At 70.2% G+C, this 16,416-nt stretch carries 17 protein-coding genes and 1 tRNA gene; 7 read left to right on the forward strand and 11 right to left on the reverse strand.

Annotation, left to right across the window (positions count from 1 at the left end):
• Complete coding sequence (locus tag BJQ95_RS14330) at window positions 1-303, forward strand: PhzF family phenazine biosynthesis protein (RefSeq protein ID WP_130179172.1); 303 nt, start codon at window positions 1-3, stop codon at window positions 301-303.
• Between the two features lie 54 nt (window positions 304-357).
• Here the strand turns inward: BJQ95_RS14330 and BJQ95_RS14335 are convergent, their stop codons facing one another.
• On the reverse strand, window positions 358-1,242 hold the full coding sequence (locus BJQ95_RS14335; protein WP_130179173.1) for a sulfurtransferase: 885 nt from the start codon (window positions 1,240-1,242) through the stop codon (window positions 358-360).
• Between the two features lie 73 nt (window positions 1,243-1,315).
• Between BJQ95_RS14335 and BJQ95_RS14340 the strand changes: the two genes are divergently transcribed.
• Window positions 1,316-2,524: an MFS transporter gene (locus BJQ95_RS14340; protein ID WP_130179174.1), complete on the forward strand. Its 1,209-nt coding sequence runs from the start codon at window positions 1,316-1,318 to the stop codon at window positions 2,522-2,524.
• A gap of 65 nt (window positions 2,525-2,589) precedes the next feature.
• On the opposite strand, the gene BJQ95_RS14345 is transcribed toward BJQ95_RS14340, so the two are convergent.
• On the reverse strand, window positions 2,590-3,564 hold the full coding sequence (locus BJQ95_RS14345) for an SDR family oxidoreductase (protein ID WP_130179175.1): 975 nt from the start codon (window positions 3,562-3,564) through the stop codon (window positions 2,590-2,592).
• A gap of 199 nt (window positions 3,565-3,763) precedes the next feature.
• On the opposite strand from BJQ95_RS14345, the gene BJQ95_RS14350 reads away from it, so the two are divergent.
• The gene (locus tag BJQ95_RS14350) at window positions 3,764-4,672 is read left to right on the forward strand and encodes a hypothetical protein (RefSeq protein WP_130179176.1); all 909 of its coding nucleotides are present in this window, start codon (window positions 3,764-3,766) and stop codon (window positions 4,670-4,672) included.
• 91 nt (window positions 4,673-4,763) lie between these two features.
• Window positions 4,764-5,582 carry an aldo/keto reductase gene (locus BJQ95_RS14355; RefSeq protein ID WP_130179177.1) on the forward strand — a complete coding sequence of 273 codons (819 nt, stop codon included), beginning with the start codon at window positions 4,764-4,766 and terminating at the stop codon, window positions 5,580-5,582.
• Between the two features lie 84 nt (window positions 5,583-5,666).
• On the opposite strand, the gene BJQ95_RS14360 is transcribed toward BJQ95_RS14355, so the two are convergent.
• Genes BJQ95_RS14360 through BJQ95_RS14370 form a run of 3 tightly spaced genes read right to left on the reverse strand, consistent with a single transcriptional unit; the run spans window position 5,667 to window position 7,805 of the window.
• On the reverse strand, window positions 5,667-6,647 hold the full coding sequence (locus tag BJQ95_RS14360; RefSeq protein ID WP_130179178.1) for an aldo/keto reductase: 981 nt from the start codon (window positions 6,645-6,647) through the stop codon (window positions 5,667-5,669).
• Window positions 6,648-6,696: 49 nt separating this feature from the next.
• Window positions 6,697-7,569, reverse strand: a complete 873-nt coding sequence (locus BJQ95_RS14365) for an alpha/beta fold hydrolase (RefSeq protein WP_205750246.1) — start codon at window positions 7,567-7,569, stop codon at window positions 6,697-6,699.
• A 23-nt stretch (window positions 7,570-7,592) separates the two neighbouring features.
• Complete coding sequence (locus BJQ95_RS14370) at window positions 7,593-7,805, reverse strand: hypothetical protein (protein WP_130179179.1); 213 nt, start codon at window positions 7,803-7,805, stop codon at window positions 7,593-7,595.
• A gap of 162 nt (window positions 7,806-7,967) precedes the next feature.
• Here BJQ95_RS14370 and BJQ95_RS14375 point away from each other — a divergent pair, with 162 nt between their 5' ends.
• From BJQ95_RS14375 to BJQ95_RS14385, 3 genes are read left to right on the forward strand one after another with little or no spacing between them, the layout of a single operon-like run.
• Window positions 7,968-8,888: a DUF4349 domain-containing protein gene (locus tag BJQ95_RS14375; RefSeq protein WP_130179180.1), complete on the forward strand. Its 921-nt coding sequence runs from the start codon at window positions 7,968-7,970 to the stop codon at window positions 8,886-8,888.
• 10 nt (window positions 8,889-8,898) lie between these two features.
• The gene (locus BJQ95_RS14380) at window positions 8,899-10,092 is read left to right on the forward strand and encodes an acyl-CoA dehydrogenase family protein (protein ID WP_130179181.1); all 1,194 of its coding nucleotides are present in this window, start codon (window positions 8,899-8,901) and stop codon (window positions 10,090-10,092) included.
• Window positions 10,085-11,731, forward strand: a complete 1,647-nt coding sequence (locus BJQ95_RS14385) for a threonine/serine exporter family protein (RefSeq protein WP_165385029.1) — start codon at window positions 10,085-10,087, stop codon at window positions 11,729-11,731. The genes BJQ95_RS14380 and BJQ95_RS14385 overlap by 8 nt, the downstream gene beginning before the upstream one ends.
• A gap of 66 nt (window positions 11,732-11,797) precedes the next feature.
• Here BJQ95_RS14385 and BJQ95_RS14390 read toward each other — a convergent pair whose 3' ends face one another.
• The 6 genes from BJQ95_RS14390 to BJQ95_RS14415 form a co-directional block, all read right to left on the reverse strand.
• Complete coding sequence (locus tag BJQ95_RS14390) at window positions 11,798-12,043, reverse strand: hypothetical protein (RefSeq protein WP_130179183.1); 246 nt, start codon at window positions 12,041-12,043, stop codon at window positions 11,798-11,800.
• Between the two features lie 417 nt (window positions 12,044-12,460).
• A complete protein-coding gene (locus BJQ95_RS14395; RefSeq protein WP_130179184.1) occupies window positions 12,461-13,597 on the reverse strand; it encodes a hypothetical protein in 1,137 nt (378 codons plus the stop codon).
• A 79-nt stretch (window positions 13,598-13,676) separates the two neighbouring features.
• Window positions 13,677-14,480, reverse strand: coding sequence for a hypothetical protein (locus BJQ95_RS14400; protein WP_205750247.1), 804 nt, complete (start codon window positions 14,478-14,480; stop codon window positions 13,677-13,679).
• A gap of 155 nt (window positions 14,481-14,635) precedes the next feature.
• Complete coding sequence (locus BJQ95_RS14405) at window positions 14,636-15,049, reverse strand: ankyrin repeat domain-containing protein (protein ID WP_130179186.1); 414 nt, start codon at window positions 15,047-15,049, stop codon at window positions 14,636-14,638.
• Window positions 15,050-15,260: 211 nt separating this feature from the next.
• A tRNA-Ala gene (locus BJQ95_RS14410) sits at window positions 15,261-15,336 on the reverse strand.
• Window positions 15,337-15,392: 56 nt separating this feature from the next.
• Window positions 15,393-16,415 (reverse strand): hypothetical protein, encoded by a 1,023-nt coding sequence (locus tag BJQ95_RS14415; protein WP_130179187.1) that lies wholly within the window; start codon window positions 16,413-16,415, stop codon window positions 15,393-15,395.
• Window position 16,416: the final 1 nt, after the last annotated feature.

The raw sequence follows: 16,416 nt of genomic DNA on the forward strand, positions 1-16,416 counted from the left end.
GTGCTGGGCCCGAAGGAGTTCGAGGCCCGCAACCTGTTCCCGGTCGGTTGCCTCAGCGAGGACCCGACCACCGGATCGGCCGCCGCCTCGGTGGGCGGCTGCCTGCGCGAGCTCAGCCTGGTGACACCGCCGACACGGGTGGTCATCCACCAGGGCTGGCACGTGCACCGGCCGAGCCTGCTACTCGTGGACGTGCCCGCCACCGGCGGCATCGTCGTGACCGGGACCGCGGCCGAGATCGCGTACCCTCGCGGCGCGTCAGCCACGGCACGCGTTACCCCCGGCGGCACGCGGTGTAACTAGTGCCGCCGGACGTACCGCGGGCCGCGAAGACCAAACCGGGTTCTCGAGAAGGGCCTAAGTGCGAGCGGATGCGCCGCCGGGAGCGTCCCCGGTCGCGACCGGCCGGTCCGGCAGGTTCGACCACTGCGACCAGGAGCCGGCGTAGACCGCCGGGGTGAATCCGGCCAGGGTGAGCGCCACTGCTTCGTGGGCGGCCGTCACTCCGGAACCGCAGTACACGCCCACGTCGTAGCCGGGACCGCGCGTCCCGGCCACCACCTGACCGCGCACACCAAGTGCCTCGAACCGGGCCTGCAACTCCGCGGCGGGCAGGAATCGGCCCTCGGCATCCAGGTTGCCGCCGGTCGGCGCACTCAAAGCGCCCGGGATGTGGCCGGCGCACGGGTCGATCGGTTCGGTGTCGCCCCGGTATCGTTCGGCGGCGCGGGCGTCCAGCAGCACGCCGTCCTGCGCAAGCGCGGCGGCGGCATCCGCGTCGAGGGTCGGCAGGGCGCCGGTTGTGAGGGTGACCGACCCGGGCACCACCGGCTCCTCACCCGCCAGCAGCGGCAGGTCCGCGGCGCGCCAGGCGGCCAGAGCGCCGTCGAGCAGGCGCACGTCGCGCACGCCGGCATGCCGCAGCAGCCACCAGGCACGTGCGGCAGACATATTGCCCAGGTCGTCGTAGACCACGACGGTGTCGCCGTCGTTCAGGCCCCAACCGCGGGCGGCATCCTGCAGGTCGGCCCGGTCGGGCAACGGATGCCGGCCGTCGGCCGCCGTGCCGTGCCCGGCCAGCTCGGAGTCCAGGTCCACGTACACGGCCCCGGGCAGGTGCCCGCGGCGGAACTCGGCGCGGCCGGGAGGGCCGCCGAGCTTCCAGCGCACGTCGAGGATGCGCGGGGCGGGGCCGACGACGAGGAGCGCGGCCAGATCAACCGCCGAAATCAGTGTGTGCACCCGTTCACGTTAGCGGGCCGCCCGGCCGCCCGGCTGTGCGCCGCGGGTCGGCCCGGCCGTAGACTAGGCGGTTGTGAGCAGCTACTGGACCCTTCTGAAAACTCCGGGCGTCGCCCGACTCATCGGAGCCCAGCTCACCGCTCGATTCCCGTTCGGGATGCTCTCGCTGGCGTTCCTGATCCACATCGAGAAGCTCTTCGACTCCTACGCCGCCGCCGGCCTGGTCCTGGCCGCGATGAGCATCGGCCAGGCCATCGCCGGCCCGCTGACATCCCGGCTGATGGGCCGCCTCGGCATGCGCCCGGTGCTCATCGTCACCATGATCATCTGCACCACGGCGATCGTGGTGATGGCGCTGGCGCCGCTGCCGATCGTGGGCCTGATGGTGGTCGGCTTCGTCGCCGGCCTGTCGATGCCGCCCATCCAGCCGGCTGTGCGCACCATCTATCCCAAGGTCGTCAACTCCCGCCAGCTCACCCCGTTGTTCTCCCTGGACGCCTCGGCTCAGGAGATCATCTGGGTGCTCGGCCCGGTCATCGCCACCTTCGTGGCCATCCAGGTCAGCAGCACCGCCGGCATCCTGCTCGCCGCGTTCTTCCTCGTCGCCGGCGGTATCTGGTTCGTGGCGCTGCCCGAGGTAGGCCGCGTACGCATCCCCCGCAGCCGCCGCAAGCTCGGCGTGGTGCTCAAGAAGCCCGCGGTACTGCTGAGCACCGTCGTGGGCTTCATGCTCGTCGCCGCCTGCGCGGCCGTCGAGGCCGGTGTGGTCGCCGTGTTCGGCCACGGCAGCGCCAACGCGGGTTGGGTGCTGGGCATCTTCGCGATCGGCTCGCTCATCGGCGGTCTCGCGCTCGGGCACCTGCCGATCGGTCCGTGGGCGCTGGCGTCGCGGATGCTCATCGTCACGATCGGACTGTCCGTCGCGGGCCTCTTCCTCAACTTCTGGTGGCTCTCCGGCGCGCTACTGGTCGCCGGCATCGGCATCGCCCCGTCGTTCGCGGTGCTGTTCGGCATCGTCTCGGCGAGCGTCAAGTTCAGCGACACCGCCGAGGCCTACGGATGGATCGGCACCGGCCAACTCATCGGTGCAGCGCTGGGCTCGGCGCTGGCCGGCTTCGCCATCGACCACTCCGGCGCCGGCGCGGCGATCTACGTCGCGGCCGGGTTCGCCGCTCTCGGCACGATCATCCCCGCGCTCGGCCGCCGGTGGCACCCTGACCTGCGCGGCCGCGACGCCGGTCCGATCCCCGACACCGAGCCCATCAGCATCCAGGTCTCCTAGCCCGCCTCCCCTTCCGCGAACTGTGAGTTAAGCACCCAGAAACTCAAGTTTTCGGTGCTTTTCTCTCAGTTCGCGAGGCTGAAACCGCCGTCGCTCGTGAGCACCTGGCCTACCAGCCACCGGGCCTCCGGGGTGCACAGCCAGCCGATCAGGCGGGCGGGGTCGGTGGGGGCGCCGAACCGGCCGAATGGGATGGTGCGAAGGTACTCGAGCATCCCGTCCAGAGGACGGTCGGTGGTGTCCGGATCGAGGTAGCCGGTGTTCACCGGGCCGGGGTTGACGGTGTTCAGGATGATGCCGCGGCCGAGCAGTTCGGCGGCCACGGTCGGGGTGAGCCCGGCCAGCACGGCCTTACTGGCCGCGTACGCTACCTCCCCGGGCATGGGGCCGTGGATCTGCCCGGAGGTCAGCCAGATCACCCGCCCGGTGGCGAGCTCGTCGATGGCGGCGGTCTGGTCGCCGCGCTCACCGGGCCGCCGCGGGGCCTGAGCGGTGGCCGCGGGCCCCGCCCCGTCAGTGGTCGCAGAAGCGGTGTCCCGGCTTGCCGCGTGGTTAGGAGCGGTGTCCGGGCTGGCCGCATCCGGGCGCACCGCGTCGCCGAACTGCTCGGCGAAGACCCGGGTGAGCAACAGGGTGGCGCGGGCGTTGACCTGCCAATGCCCGTCGAGCATGTCGGCGGTGAGGTCGAAGATCGACCCGTCGCCGCCGCTGCGGGCATGGTTGGCCACGAGGATGTCGACCCGTCCGGTGAGCCCGGCGGCCTCGGCCATGACCGCCGCCGCGGCATCCGGTTCGGCCAGGTCGGCGCTCACGTCACCGAATACGGCGCCCTCGGTCAGCGCAGCGCGGATGCCCGCCCGCACCGCGTCGAGGTCGTCCCCGCCCCACGGCTGCAAGAGGTCGTGCGGAGCGAAATGCTGGATGAACACGCTGGCGCCCAGCTCGGCCAGGCGCACCGCGACGGCATAGCCGATGCCCTTGCGCCTGGACACCCCGGTAACGAGCGCTGTCGAGCCGCGCAGGGCGGGCAGTCCATCCATCGGGGTCTCCTCATACCTGCGGTTCGCGGCTCGGTCATTCGCCGTAAGCTCCCGACACTAGGCCCACCCTCCCCGCGAACTGTGACTTAAGCACCCAAAATCGCGAGTTTGAGGGGCTTTTCTCTCAGTTCGCGGGAGGCACGGCGGGCCCTGTGGAGAGATTCTCCGGCGGCGGGCGCACATTTGGCATCCTCTGTGCATGCCACGACATTCGCCCCTTCCCCCGGAGCTTCTGGGCGAGCCCTTCCCGGTCGCCCTGGCCCGAAGCCTTGGCCTCACCCGACGGCGCCTTCAAGGATCGGACCTGTGCGCCCCCTTCAGAGCCGTGCGCGTCGCCGGTCCGCCCCCTACCAGCGCGCTCGACCTCAGCCGCAGTTATGCCGAGCGGATGCCGCCCACCCATGTGATCAGCCACCACACGGCAGCGCTCCTGCACGGGCTCCCCGTGCCCGGCTGGCTCGAGTCCGACCGGCGCATCCATGTCACCGTGCCGGCAGGCACCCGGCCGCCGCAGATGATCGGGGTGGTCGGTCACGAGCTGCGCACCGAGCTGTTGAACGTCGAATACCTGGGCGGCATCCCGGTGACCTCGCCGCTACAGACCTGGGCGGACCTCAGCACGGTGCTGCCGCGTACCGCGCTCGTCGCTGTCGCCGACGTCCTCCTCGGCGGCGACCACCCGGCGTTCATCCCGGACGACCTGCACCGCGCCGCCCTCGCCCGCACCGGACGCCGCGGCGTGAAACGCCTGCGGATGGCGGCAGCCCTGGCGCGCGGCCGGGTCGAGTCGCCCAAGGAGACCGAGACCCGGCTGCTCCTGGTCGATGCCGGGCTGCCTGAGCCGTTCACGAACTACGTGATCACCGACGCCGAGGGCAACTTCATCGCCCGGGTCGACCTGGCCTGGCCGCGGCTGCGTGCCTGCGTCGAGTACGAGGGTGACGGCCACCGCACCGACCGGGACCAGTTCCGCAAGGACATCACCCGGCGGGAGCGGCTCGAGGATCACGGCTGGCGGGTCATCCGGATCACCGACGATGACCTCAGGCACGGGGGCGAGGAGTTCATTCGTCGGGTGCGCATCGTCTTGCAGTCCCGCGAACTGTGAGCTGAGCACCACAAACCCGAGTTTTCAGGTGCTTAACTCACGGTTCGCGAGAGGGGCCGAGCACCCATGCGCGAGGGGTTTAATGGGAGGCATGAACCATGTGTTGCAGCTCAACGACGGTCACACCATCCCCCAGCTCGGCCTCGGGGTCTACAAGATCCCGGAGGACCTGGCCGCCGGCGCCGTCGAGATCGCGCTGGAAGCCGGCTACCGGCACATCGACACCGCAGCGCTCTACGCCAACGAACGCGGCGTCGGTGCGGGCCTGGCCCGGGTGGCACTCCCCCGGGACGAGGTGTTCGTCACCACCAAGGTCTGGAACGCCGACCACGGCTACGACAACACCCTGCGCGCCTTCGACGAGAGTCTGGCCAAGCTGGGCCTGGACTACGTCGACCTCTACCTGATCCACTGGCCGGCGCCCCGGCAGGACCGTTACATCGACACCTACCGCGCCCTGGAGGCCCTCCGCGCCGACGGCCGGGCCCGGTCGATCGGGGTGTCGAACTTCCACACCCATCACCTGGACCGTTTGCTAGCCGAGACCGACATCGTGCCCGCGGTCAACCAGGTGGAGCTGCACCCCTGGCTGGCGCAGACCGAGGTGCGGGCCTACAACGCGGCCCACGGTATCCTCACCGAGGACTGGTCGCCGCTGGCCCGGGGCCGGGCGATCGGCAACGCCACCCTCGCCGCCATCGGCGCCCGCTACGGCAAATCCGCCGCCCAGGTGGTGTTGCGCTGGCACATCGAGCTCGGCAACGTGGTGATTCCCAAGTCGGTGACGCCGTCGCGCATCCGGGAGAACCTCGACGTTTTCGACTTCACCCTGGATGCCGCCGATCACGCCACCCTCCGGTCCCTGGACGCCGACGAGCGAACCGGCAAAGACCCCGACGACTTTGACTAAAAACCCCCGCGAACTGTGAGAAAAGCACCTTCCCAGCGCGTGGGAAGGTGCTTAGCTCACAGTTCGCGAAAAGGGGGACGGGACTTACCAGCGCTCGTGGATGGACTCGCGCAGCAGGCGGTCGTAGATCGACTGCACGCCCTCCATGAACTCGATGGGCAGGGCGGGCAGGGCGCCGGCGGATGCGTTGCCCTCGGCCTGCTTCACCGACCGGGCGCCGGGGATCACCGAGGAGACCCCGTCGATCTGCGCGACCCAGGCCAGCGCGGCCTGCGCGGGTGTGAGGCCCTCCGGCACCAGCGCGGCGAACTCGCTCGCGGCGCTCAGGCCGGTCTCGTAGTCGACGCCGGAGAAGGTCTCGCCCACATCGAAGGCGCTGCCGTCGCGGTTGTAGTTGCGGTGGTCGTTCTCGGCGAACACCGTCTGGCGGGTGTACCTGCCGGTGAGCAGGCCGCTGGCCAGCGGCACCCGGGCGATGATGCCGACGCCCGCGGCGCGCGCGGCCGGAAGGACCTCGTCGAGCGGCTTCAGCCTGAACGCGTTGAGGATGATCTGCACGGTCGCGATGCCGGGCCGGGCGATGGCCGCCAGCGCCTGCTCGCAGGTCTCCACACTCACGCCGTAGTTGGCGATGACACCCTCGTCGACGAGGGTATCCAGGGCGTCGTAAACCTCGCCGGACTCGAAGACCGCGCTGGGCGGGCAGTGCAGCTGCACCAGGTCGAGGGTCTCGGTGCCGAGGTTCCGGCGGGACCGCTCGGTCCAGGCGCGGAAGTTCTCGAGCACGTAGTTCTCCGGCAGCTGCTCGGCCCTGCGGCCCATCTTCGTGGCCACGGTGATATCCGCACCGCTGTGCTCGAGGAAATGCCCGATGATCTGCTCACTACGGCCGTCGCCATAGACGTCCGCGGTGTCGAAGAAGGTGACGCCGGCCTCAACGGAGGCGGCGAGTACCGCGGTGGCGTCGGATTCGGTGACGTCGCCCCAGTCGGCGCCCAGCTGCCAGGTGCCCAGTCCGATGACGGAGACGGTGCGGCCGGTTCTGCCCAGTGTTCTCTTATCCATAGGGTCAAGCCTAACGACGGCGTGCGGCGCCGGCGGGAGGCCGACCGGGTCACCGCGTCGACGGGACCGTGGCCGGCTCAGCGGCGGGTGCGCCGGACCCGTCGATCACCCGCACCAGCACCTTGGCGATGCGGCTGCGCACGATGTGGTCGTTGGCCTCCACCCGGTGGGTGTGCACGTGCCGCATCCGCTCCACGACCCGCAAGCTGCCCGGCGCCACGAAGGCGTCGAGGGTTCCGTAGATCAGGTCGACAGGCACGTGCAGGCTGGCGATGTCGCTCACCATCGTCTGCGATTCGATGCAGTGCTCGAGCGACTTCACAAACGGGGTCCAGGTGTTTTCGTTCAGCTCCAGGATGCCCTTGGGCAGCAGTCGTCCGAGCACCGCGGCGTTGGCGAGGGTGAAGTCCTTGTTCGAGCGCAGGAACTCGTAGGCGCGCAGGTACGCGGTGACCCTGGCGCGCACCCACGGGTCGCCGATGTCGGTGGGTGAGAGGTAGATCGGCGGTCCCACCAGCACCAGGCGGGCGACCCGCAGGCCTCGCCGGGTGTACCAGCGCTGCTCGGCGGCGTACCGGGTGGCGATCAGGCTGCCCAGCGAATGCCCGACGAGCACGAACGGCTCGCGCAGGTTGAGTGCCCGGATGGTGGCGGCGAGCGCCGCGACATGGTCGTCGAGGGTGTACTCGCAGTCCGGCGGTGCCGGTGACGCGCCGTGGCCGAGGATGTCCACGGCGATGACCCGGTGCCCCGGGGCCAGCAGCGGCACGACCTTGCGAAAGGTGACCGCGGTGGACGCGATGCCGTGCACCAGGATCACAACGGGGCCGGTGCCGGTGTCGGTCTGGATGCTGAGTCGGGGAGCGCGGCGCCCACGGAGTCTCTCCGTCAGCGCCGCCCAGCGTCGCGATCTGTCGTCCACGGCGCCGCTCCCGGCGGCCGCGGCTAGCGCAGGCCTTCCTTGTAGTCGTTCTTGGCCTTGGTGGAGTCGCGCTCGGCTTCGGCCTTCCTGACATCGGCCTCGGCCTTCTTGACCTCGGCGTCGGCCTTGGCTTCGTCGAGCTTGTCCGAGACGCGTTCCGTGGCGTCTTCGGTCGCGCGGCCGATCTTCTGGCCGGTGGCCGCGAGCGCGTCCTTGGCGTCGTCTGCGAATCCCATGGTTCCTCCTCGAGCGAGAACTGACTAGTCGTGCGGGCAACGGCGCCGCAGAAATCGGCGCCTCTTCGAGCGTACGACCCGGCCCCAGGCCGAGACTCGATTGTGATCCGACTCCCAGAAACCGTCCAGATTGCGGATGCGGCCCGACCCTACAGTTGGCCCATGAGCTACAGCACGGAGACAGACGGCACCGCGGCGACTGGCCCGCAACAACGGCACGGCCGCCTGACCGGGCGGATCGGTGCCACCGCCGTCCTGGCACTCGCCGCCCTGCTCCTGGCCGGCTGTACGGCCTCCGGTTCGAACAGCGCCACCGACTCCGGCGTCCGCTCCGAGTCGATGGATGCCGGCACCGTGCCCGGCGAGATGGCCGCGCCCGGCGAGGCTGTCGCCGGGGACGCCGCTATCGCCGATCGTTCGGTGATCACGACGGGTTCGGTGTCGCTGACCGTTGCCGACCCGATCCGGTCGGCCGAGGATGCCGCGACGATCGTGGAGGAGGCCGGCGGCCGGGTCGACAGCCGCACCGAGACCCCTGAGACCGAGAACCAGTCCGCGAGCGCGAACCTGTCGCTGCGCATCCCGATCGGAGACCTCGACCGCACCCTCGACGCGCTCCGGGCGCTCGGCACGGTGAACTACGTGTCGCTCAACGCCTCCGACGTCACCCAACAGAGCCAGGATCTCGACGCCAGGATCACGTCCCTCACCACCTCCGTCGACCGGCTGCTGGCGCTGATGGCGCAGGCCACCACCACCACCGACCTGATCGCCATCGAGGGTGAGCTCTCGGCCCGTCAGGCCGAGCTGGAGGGTATGAAATCGCAGCGCGACTACCTCACCGACCAGGTCGAGTACTCCACCATCGCCCTGGACCTGTACTCCACCGGCACCGTCGCCCCCGGCGCCCCTGACAACTTCTGGACCGGCATCGTCGCCGGCTGGACCACCCTGGTGACGGCGCTCGGAGCCCTGCTGGTGGGCATCGGTTTCGCCCTGCCGTGGCTGGCCATCGTGGCGGTGGCCGGCGGGATCGTCGTTCTGATCGTGCGCCTGGCCACGCGGAAGGGAAAGGCTACGTAGGCTTGCGGGTGTGACCGAGTCTTCCCGCCCCGCAGGGCCCTCCCGCACCGTTCCGACGGTCCTGCTCGACGACGCTCTCCTCGGTCGCATCCGCTCCCGCGCCGCCGGGCACGACGCCGCCAATACCTTCCCGTTCGACGACGTCACCGAGCTGGCCGAGGCCGGCTACCTGCGCGCCCTGGTGCCCACCCGGTTCGGCGGCCTGGGCCTCACCCTGCCGCAGCTGGCCGCCGAGCAGGCCCGGTTGGCCGCGCACGCCCCGGCCACTGCTCTGGCGGTGAACATGCACCTGGTCTGGACCGGCGTCGCCAAGGCCATGCACGACCGGGGCGATACCGCCCTCGAATTCGTTCTCACCGAGGCCGCGCAGGGCACGATCTTCGGTTTCGGAGTCAGCGAGCCGGGCAACGACCTGGTGCTGTTCGGCTCGTCGACGGATGCCGCGCCGCAGCCCGGCGGCGGCTACCGGTTCACCGGCACCAAGGTGTTCACCTCACTGTCCCCGGTCTGGACCCAGCTGGGCACCATGGGCCTGGACAGTTCCGACCCGGCCCGGCCGCTGATCGTGTGGGCGTTCCTGGACCGCGCCGACCCCGGTATCACCCGCAACGACGACTGGGACACCCTCGGCATGCGCGGCAGCCAGAGCCAGACCACGGTGCTCGACGGTGCGTTCGCGCCCGCCGCCCGGGTGGTGCGCACCCTGGCACCCGGACCGGTGAACGACCCGCTGATCTTCGGCATCTTCGCCACCTTCGAGATCCTGCTCTCCAGCGTGTACACCGGCATCGCCCAGCGGGCGCTGGAGCTCGGTGTTGCGGCCGCGAAACGGCGCCGCTCGGCCAAGAACGACGGCCGTCCGCTCGCCCAGGATCCGGACATCCGCCGCCGCATCGCCGAGGCGGCCCTGCTGCTGGATGCCGTGTACCCCCAGATTCAGACGCTGGCCGGCGACGTGGACGCCCTCGCCGATCACGGCCCGTTCTGGTTCGCGAAACTGGCCGGACTCAAACATCGCAGCGTGGAGAGCGCCAAACAGGTCGTCGACCTGATGCTGCGCGTGAACGGCGGGGCCAGTTACTTCGCCGGGGATGAACTCGGCCGGCTCTACCGTGACGTGCTGGCCGGGCTGTTCCACCCGTCCAACGCCGATTCGGCGCACGCAACCGTCGCGACAGCCTGGCTCGGCCCGCTCGATGACTGAGCCCACACGCCCGATCCCCTCCCGCATCACCGACCCCCGAAGTGTGGAAGTTGTCCAGTTGACTGCCGTGCCCCAGACCATCCCGTCCACGACCGCCACACCCGCAACGATCCCGGCCGCCACGTCGACGATCACCAGCACCCCGGTCAGCTCCGCGACAGCGCCCATCCCCAAGCAGCCGTACCGGGCGCCGCACCCCACCACCCCGCGGCCGGTCACCACGAGCATCCCGATCCTGCGCGCCGACGCCAGCGGGATCGCCGCGGTGCGCGCCTACGAGGATGCGCCGAGCACCTCCACCACCGCCATCCCGGTCATCGACATCGCCGCGTACACCCGGTCGGTGCTCGACCTCACCATGCGCCTGGCCGAAGTGATCTTCTCCTCCGGCGCCGGCGCCGAAGACGCCTCAGCGGCCATGCTCGCCCTCACCCGGGCGTACGGACTGCGCGGCACCGAGGCGAACATCACCCACACGATCATCACGCTCACGCACGAGGACCAGTCCACCCACGAGTCCATCTCACGCAGCCGCGACGTCAAGTACCGCACCCTCAACTACGCCAAGCTCACCGCCACGTCCGAGCTGATCGCCGACCTCATCGACGAGCCCACGGATGTTGCGGAGGCCCGCAAACGCCTGGCCACGATCGTCTCCTCCAAGCCCCAGGTCACCCTGCTGTACCGGCGACTTGGCTGGAGCCTCGTCGGCGCCGGCGCCGCGGCGCTGATCGGCGGTGGCCCGATCGTGATCCTCGCCGCCTTCGTCGCCGCGTTCGTCATCGACTTCCTCACCACGGCGCTCGACAGACGACGGGTTCCGCTGTTCTATCAGACCGTGGTGGGCGGGGCCATCGGCCCGTTGTTCGCCGCGTTCGTGCCGCTGGTCGACCCCACCGCGACCCCGTCCCTCGTGGTCGTCGCGACCATCATCATGCTCCTGGCCGGGGTGACCACCTTCGGCGCGGTCCACGACACGCTCTCCGGGTTCTACCTGACCGGCACGGCGCGGCTCATCGAGGCGTTGCTGATCACCGGCGGGCTCGTTGCCGGGGTCGCCGGGGCGTCGCTGGTGCTGTCCAAGTTCGGCCTCGACCTGCGCATCAACGCCGATCTCGCGCCTACCCTGGGCGTCCTGGCCATCCAGTTGGTCGCCGCGGTGGTCATCGTGGTGGGCTTCGGCCTGGCCACACAGGTGCCCTGGCGGGCGTTCTGGGTGCTCTGCCTGCTCGGCGCGGTGGCCGAGGCCATCTACCTCGGCGCCATCAGCTCCGGCTTCGGCTTGGTCTGGTCCTCCGGCGCCGCGGCGATGGGCGCTGGGCTCTTGGCCGCGGTCGGCGCGCGCATCGTGCGCACCCCACCGCTGGTGATCATCGTCTGCGCGCTCGTGCCGCTGGTGCCGGGCCTGGCCCTGTTCCGTGGGCTGCTGCAGATGTCCGACGGCGATATCAACGGGTTGCTCAACCTGCTCACCGCCGGCGCGATCGCCGTGGCCCTGGCGGCCAGCGCAATCCTGGCCCAGTTGCTCGTGCAGTATGTCTGGGGCCCGGGGCGCAGCCTGCAGCGCCGCTTCGTCGGCCCGCTGATGGCCCTGCCCGTGCGGCTGAGCCGCACCACCAAGCCGGGCGCCCGCATCTAGCCGACCATAACCGCAAGTCCGGCGGCAGCGCGTTCCGCGCGGCCGCCGGAGTTGCAGGCCGACCGGCTAGTTGGGAACGCTACCCTCAGCGGTCTCGTCCGTGACCTCCTCGTCGACAAACCGGTACGGGATCGGCTCTGCGGTCTCCCGACCCTTGCGGTAGGTGCGGGTGATCGTCTGGCCGTCTTCGACGGCCTCAAGCACCACCACGTCCTGGTAGCCGCCGTTGGCGAAGTGCAGTTCGATCTCGGTGCCGGACCCGATCACGTTCGGGCCGAATAGCACTGCCTTGTATGTTTCCTGTGCGTTCATGATCTCCCGGCTCTCCGTACGACGCCCCGTCCCAGTGACGAGGCGCCTCATCGCACACAGCTTATGTCGACACCCTGAAAAGGCACAGGGCACGGCATCGCCCCAAATCGGGCCGCACGACGGCGCGCTCCGGTCTCAAGATGCCCTTTGTGCCGAACCCGCGTAGGGTCAGATCATCCGTGCCGCCCAGGTTCAGGTCGAAGGAGTACACATGGCTGACAAATCACCCAAGAAGGATGCGACCAAGAAGGTCGCCGGCAAGTCACTCAAGGAGAAGCGCGCCGACAAGCAGCTGAAGTCCGCTGAGACCGAGAAGGCCCGCAAGCGCTGACTCGTGTCCTGCCGGGCCTGTCCCGTCCGGCGCTCGAAACGTACCGGTGTCGCCCGTTCAACGGGCGGCACCGGTTTCTTCGTTTCTCAGACCACGAACCGCACCCCGGCCGCCACCGCGCCGCCGCCGGGCATGTCGCCGGCGCGCACCGCGAAGATCTCCGCCCCCGACAAGAGCGCCCGGCGCAGGATTTCGTCGACGACGCCGTAACTGACCGCGTCCTCCGAGTCGCTGAGGGTGACCACCCCGGTCTCCTCGTCGACCAGCCCAGGCACGCTCTGGTCGATATCCACAAACAGGGTCTCCACGGCTCCGTAGGTGGCGGCGCGCGCCACGTCGCTGAGGTCGGTGACCGCCCGGCCGTGCGCGGCGCGGCTGGCCATCCGGTCCACGAGCTGGGTGAGCTCGGCCGCGTAGAGCTCATCCAGGATCCCCCGGGCGGCCCGGCCCAGGTCCTCGTCCGGGGTCTCCTCGGCGTTGCCGCCGATGATGGCGTCGGTGAGGTTGGGGTAACTGTTCACCGAACGGTAGATACCCGCGAGCGGCTCGGCCGCGGCGAGGATCAGTGGCAGGTCGAGGCCGCTGAGCACCGGGCGCAACGCCCGGTCGATCGCCCGGGCGTATTGGCGCATCCGCACCTTCTGGCCTTCGCCGCCCTGGATGCGTCCACCCATGATGTGGCTGTCCTGGGTGCGGCCGTTGATCGACGGCAGGCCCACGGCGTCGGCCACGTCGCTGGGCAGCCCGGGCACCGAGACGGCATAAACCGGGCTCTCCGCGCTGATCTCCAGCAGGCGCACCGAGTTCTGCGCGACAGCGAGCACAAATGCGGCCTGCGGGAAGGTGACCGCGCGGAGCAACGGCTTGAGGTAGAACCGGTCGGAAACCTCCAGGGCCGTGTTGAGCCGGTTGGGCAGCCGGAAGGTGCGCACACTGGTGGGGGTGGCGAAGATGGCCAGGCTGTACGACAACAGCCGCCAGAAGTCGACGTCCTCGATCAGGTCCACCAGGATTTCTTCCTGCTGCTCGATCAGGTGCCGGTCGGTGCCGGCGGCCCGCAACTGCTGCACCGCCTCGGAGAGCTGGTTCTTCAGCTCCACCCTGGCCATGTCGGCGTCCTTGGGCAACGGGGTGGTGCTGAGGTAGATCGACACGCACGGATGCTCACGAACCCCGGCTAGGGCGTCAACGTCGTCTCGGGTGGGTATGTCGGTGTGAAGCACGACACGGGCTCCTTTGCTTGCGGGCTTCGGCCCATCCGCCGACCCTCAGCTCGACCGTGAGCCCCTTACCCGGCCCACTCTAGCCACTCGGCTCGCTTCCCATAAGGGCGGCAACGGCCTCCGGGCCGCGAATCATGACGAGCATGGCCAGGACCTCGTCGACGAGGCCGGCGGTGACCCCGGCGCAGACGATGCTGTGTGGCCCGAGCTTCTCCAGGCCGTCCGCGCGCACCCGGATCACCGCCCAGCCGACCTCCTCCAGGGCCGCGTCCTTCTCCCGGTCTGAGGCCTCCTTGAGGCCGCGGTGCGAGGTCTTGTCGCGCCCGGGCGAGTCGTATTCGATGGCCACCCTGAGGGCGGGGATGATGATGTCCGGCCACACCTCCGGCTTGCCGTAGAAGGTGCGGTTGATGCGAATCGCATTCACCCGGTGCGGTAGCCGGATGTGTTCGCCCAGCAGCATCCGCAGCTTCTGTTCGGCCCGGGAGGTGCGTGTCTTCAGCCCGGGCTTCATGAACGGCACACCGCCCTCTCCGCGCGCCGCGGGTGCCTGGGCGTTCTTCCGGCACTTGGGGCAGCCCGGCCCGGTGAGGGTCTCCCGCACGCTGGCCTGGTACCTGGAGTGCCCCCGGCTGCAGATCCACTCGTACTCGACGCCGATGCGGGTCTCCCGTGCCAGAGCGGCCCGACCGGCCGGCGCCACCCGGCGCAGCAGCTGCTCCCGGCTGCGGGCGGTCTCGGCCAGCAGCATGCACAGCGGGCAGTCCTGGCGCAGGGTGACGCGCGCCTCGGCCGCATCCGCGCCGTGCCCGCAGCGGAACCGCACGGCGACGCCCGCGGTGTGGCTACGTCCCGCCGTATCCGAGTCCTCGTCCAATCGCATCCGCCTGTCGCCGCCTGAACCCTCGAAATCGAGGTGCCACCACGGTAACCACGACCGCCGACACAAACGCCGGGCTGCGCATTGAGTTGCAGACTTCCGGCCTTCGTTTTGTCGGGGAAGGCAGGAAGTCCGCAATTGGACGCGCGGAGGGCGGCTCAGGCGCCGGTGTGCGCCTCGATGACCGCGCGCATCCGCGGCAGGGCGTACTGGTCGGCGATCTGGATGCCGGAGTGGCTGCCGAGATCGGGGTCGGCGCCGGCCTCGAGCAGGTCGAGCAGGATCGCTTCGTTGCCCCGGAACACGGCGCAGGCCAGCGCCGTCTGCCCCATGCCGTTCACCACGGCGGTGTCGGCGCCGCGGCCCAGCAGGTTTTGCACGGTCTCCCGGTGCTGCCCGTACACGGCCACGACCAGCAGGCTGTCGCCGCGGCCGTTGACCAGGTCAAGGGGCACGCCGGCGTCGAGCATCTCGGCCAGCGGGCCGGTGCGGCCGTCTCTGGCCAGCTCGAAGACACCCTCGACAACGGCAGCGGGCGTCTCGGCCACCGGCTGGTCCTGGTGAGCTGTCATTGTCGTCTCCGCTTGTTTAGAACATTGGACCCGCCAGGCTCCGCAGCCTGCCCGCCCCGGCAATGCCCCCAATCCTAACCAACCGCTCCGGCCCACCTGCCGTGGGCCGCCCCGCCGGGCGGGGTGCACAACTCCTGCAGAATCTCCGCGGTCGGGTGCGGGTGCAACGCAGAAGGACCGCAGCCCGGCGGCCGCGGTCCTTCTGATTCAGTGGTGGAGCTAAGGAGATTCGAACTCCTGACCTTCTCATTGCGAACGAGACGCGCTACCAACTGCGCCATAGCCCCAGACTGCGTACTTACGTTATCACGCGAGCGCGAGCCGTCCGAACCGTTCGCGTCCGTCAGCCGACGGCGCGGCGGCGGCGCAGCACGTCGTCGAGATCGGTCATGCCGGGTTCGGTGTCGCCGATGATGCCCATGTTCGCGAACCGGCTCGGCGCCGCCTGCGGGGCGGCCTTCGCGGCGGTCGCGGCGGTGGCGGCCGCGGCGGTGGCGGCCGCGGCGCGGGCGACGACGGGGCGGGTGATCGGGGTGACCTCTGACGGGGCGATGGCCTCCGCCATGGCCAGGGCGCGGCGCTGCAGCTCCGCTTCGGCGGCGGCCTGGCGCAGCTGGGCGGCGGCATCCACCGACGCCATCGCGGCCTGGGCGATCGAGCCCGGAGACAGGTGCAGGGGCTTGGGCAGTGGCTGCGGGGTCCACGGGCTGGGCTGGGCGACGGGGACCTCGGCGACGAAGTTCACGGGTTCAAAGCGCTGGCCGCGGGCACCGACGGGCGCTCGGCGGCCGGCGGCCGCGTCGGCATCCGTTGCGGCGCGCGGGGAGCGGGCAGATCGGCTCACCGCGGCCAGACGACCGAGGGTGGCGACGGCGGTCACCGCGGTCACCAGTCCGCCGGCCAGAAGCGTCCACACGCCCGAGGAGAGCATGGTGGCGCCCACCACGGTGAACACCAGGCCGATGAGCAGCAGCAGCGAGCTCAGTGCACGCATGGTGCGCAACCGTGTGGCCTTACCGGCCGGAGTGAGGGCCTTGGGGCGGGCGGCGGCGGCGCGCAGCACGGCGGCGCGGCGGGCGGCAGCGGCCGCGTCGCCGGCGGCCTTCGAGGCGATCCGGGCGTCTTCCTCGGCCTGGGCGAGGAGTTTGCGTTGGGCGGACACTCCGCGTGCGTTGGTTTCCACGCGTACCTCCTGGGGGATTTCCGACGTCTCGGCCAGGATGCGCAGGGTCTGCTGCAGGCGCACGGCGTTGCGTTCGGTGGCGAGGTATTGTCGTCGTCTCGCCCATGTCGGCATGAGGTACGTCACCCAGAGCGCGGCGGCAACGGCCACCATCACTCCCCCACCCAGGACTTCGCTACTCATG

The organism is Cryobacterium sp. SO1 (genome assembly GCF_004210215.2).
Lineage (GTDB): Bacteria > Actinomycetota > Actinomycetes > Actinomycetales > Microbacteriaceae > Cryobacterium.

Bases quoted from the DNA above. Each gene is read 5' to 3' on its own strand.
- BJQ95_RS14345 (WP_130179175.1), bottom strand. From the start codon at position 3,564: ATGGATGGACTGCCCGCCCTGCGCGGCTCGACAGCGCTCGTTACCGGG.
- BJQ95_RS14350 (WP_130179176.1), top strand. From the start codon at position 3,764: ATGCCACGACATTCGCCCCTTCCCCCGGAGCTTCTGGGCGAGCCCTTC.
- BJQ95_RS14355 (WP_130179177.1), top strand. From the start codon at position 4,764: ATGAACCATGTGTTGCAGCTCAACGACGGTCACACCATCCCCCAGCTC.
- BJQ95_RS14360 (WP_130179178.1), bottom strand. From the start codon at position 6,647: ATGGATAAGAGAACACTGGGCAGAACCGGCCGCACCGTCTCCGTCATC.
- BJQ95_RS14370 (WP_130179179.1), bottom strand. From the start codon at position 7,805: ATGGGATTCGCAGACGACGCCAAGGACGCGCTCGCGGCCACCGGCCAG.
- BJQ95_RS14375 (WP_130179180.1), top strand. From the start codon at position 7,968: ATGAGCTACAGCACGGAGACAGACGGCACCGCGGCGACTGGCCCGCAA.
- BJQ95_RS14385 (WP_165385029.1), top strand. From the start codon at position 10,085: ATGACTGAGCCCACACGCCCGATCCCCTCCCGCATCACCGACCCCCGA.
- BJQ95_RS14390 (WP_130179183.1), bottom strand. From the start codon at position 12,043: ATGAACGCACAGGAAACATACAAGGCAGTGCTATTCGGCCCGAACGTG.
- BJQ95_RS14400 (WP_205750247.1), bottom strand. From the start codon at position 14,480: ATGCGATTGGACGAGGACTCGGATACGGCGGGACGTAGCCACACCGCG.
- BJQ95_RS14405 (WP_130179186.1), bottom strand. From the start codon at position 15,049: ATGACAGCTCACCAGGACCAGCCGGTGGCCGAGACGCCCGCTGCCGTT.
- BJQ95_RS14415 (WP_130179187.1), bottom strand. From the start codon at position 16,415: ATGAGTAGCGAAGTCCTGGGTGGGGGAGTGATGGTGGCCGTTGCCGCC.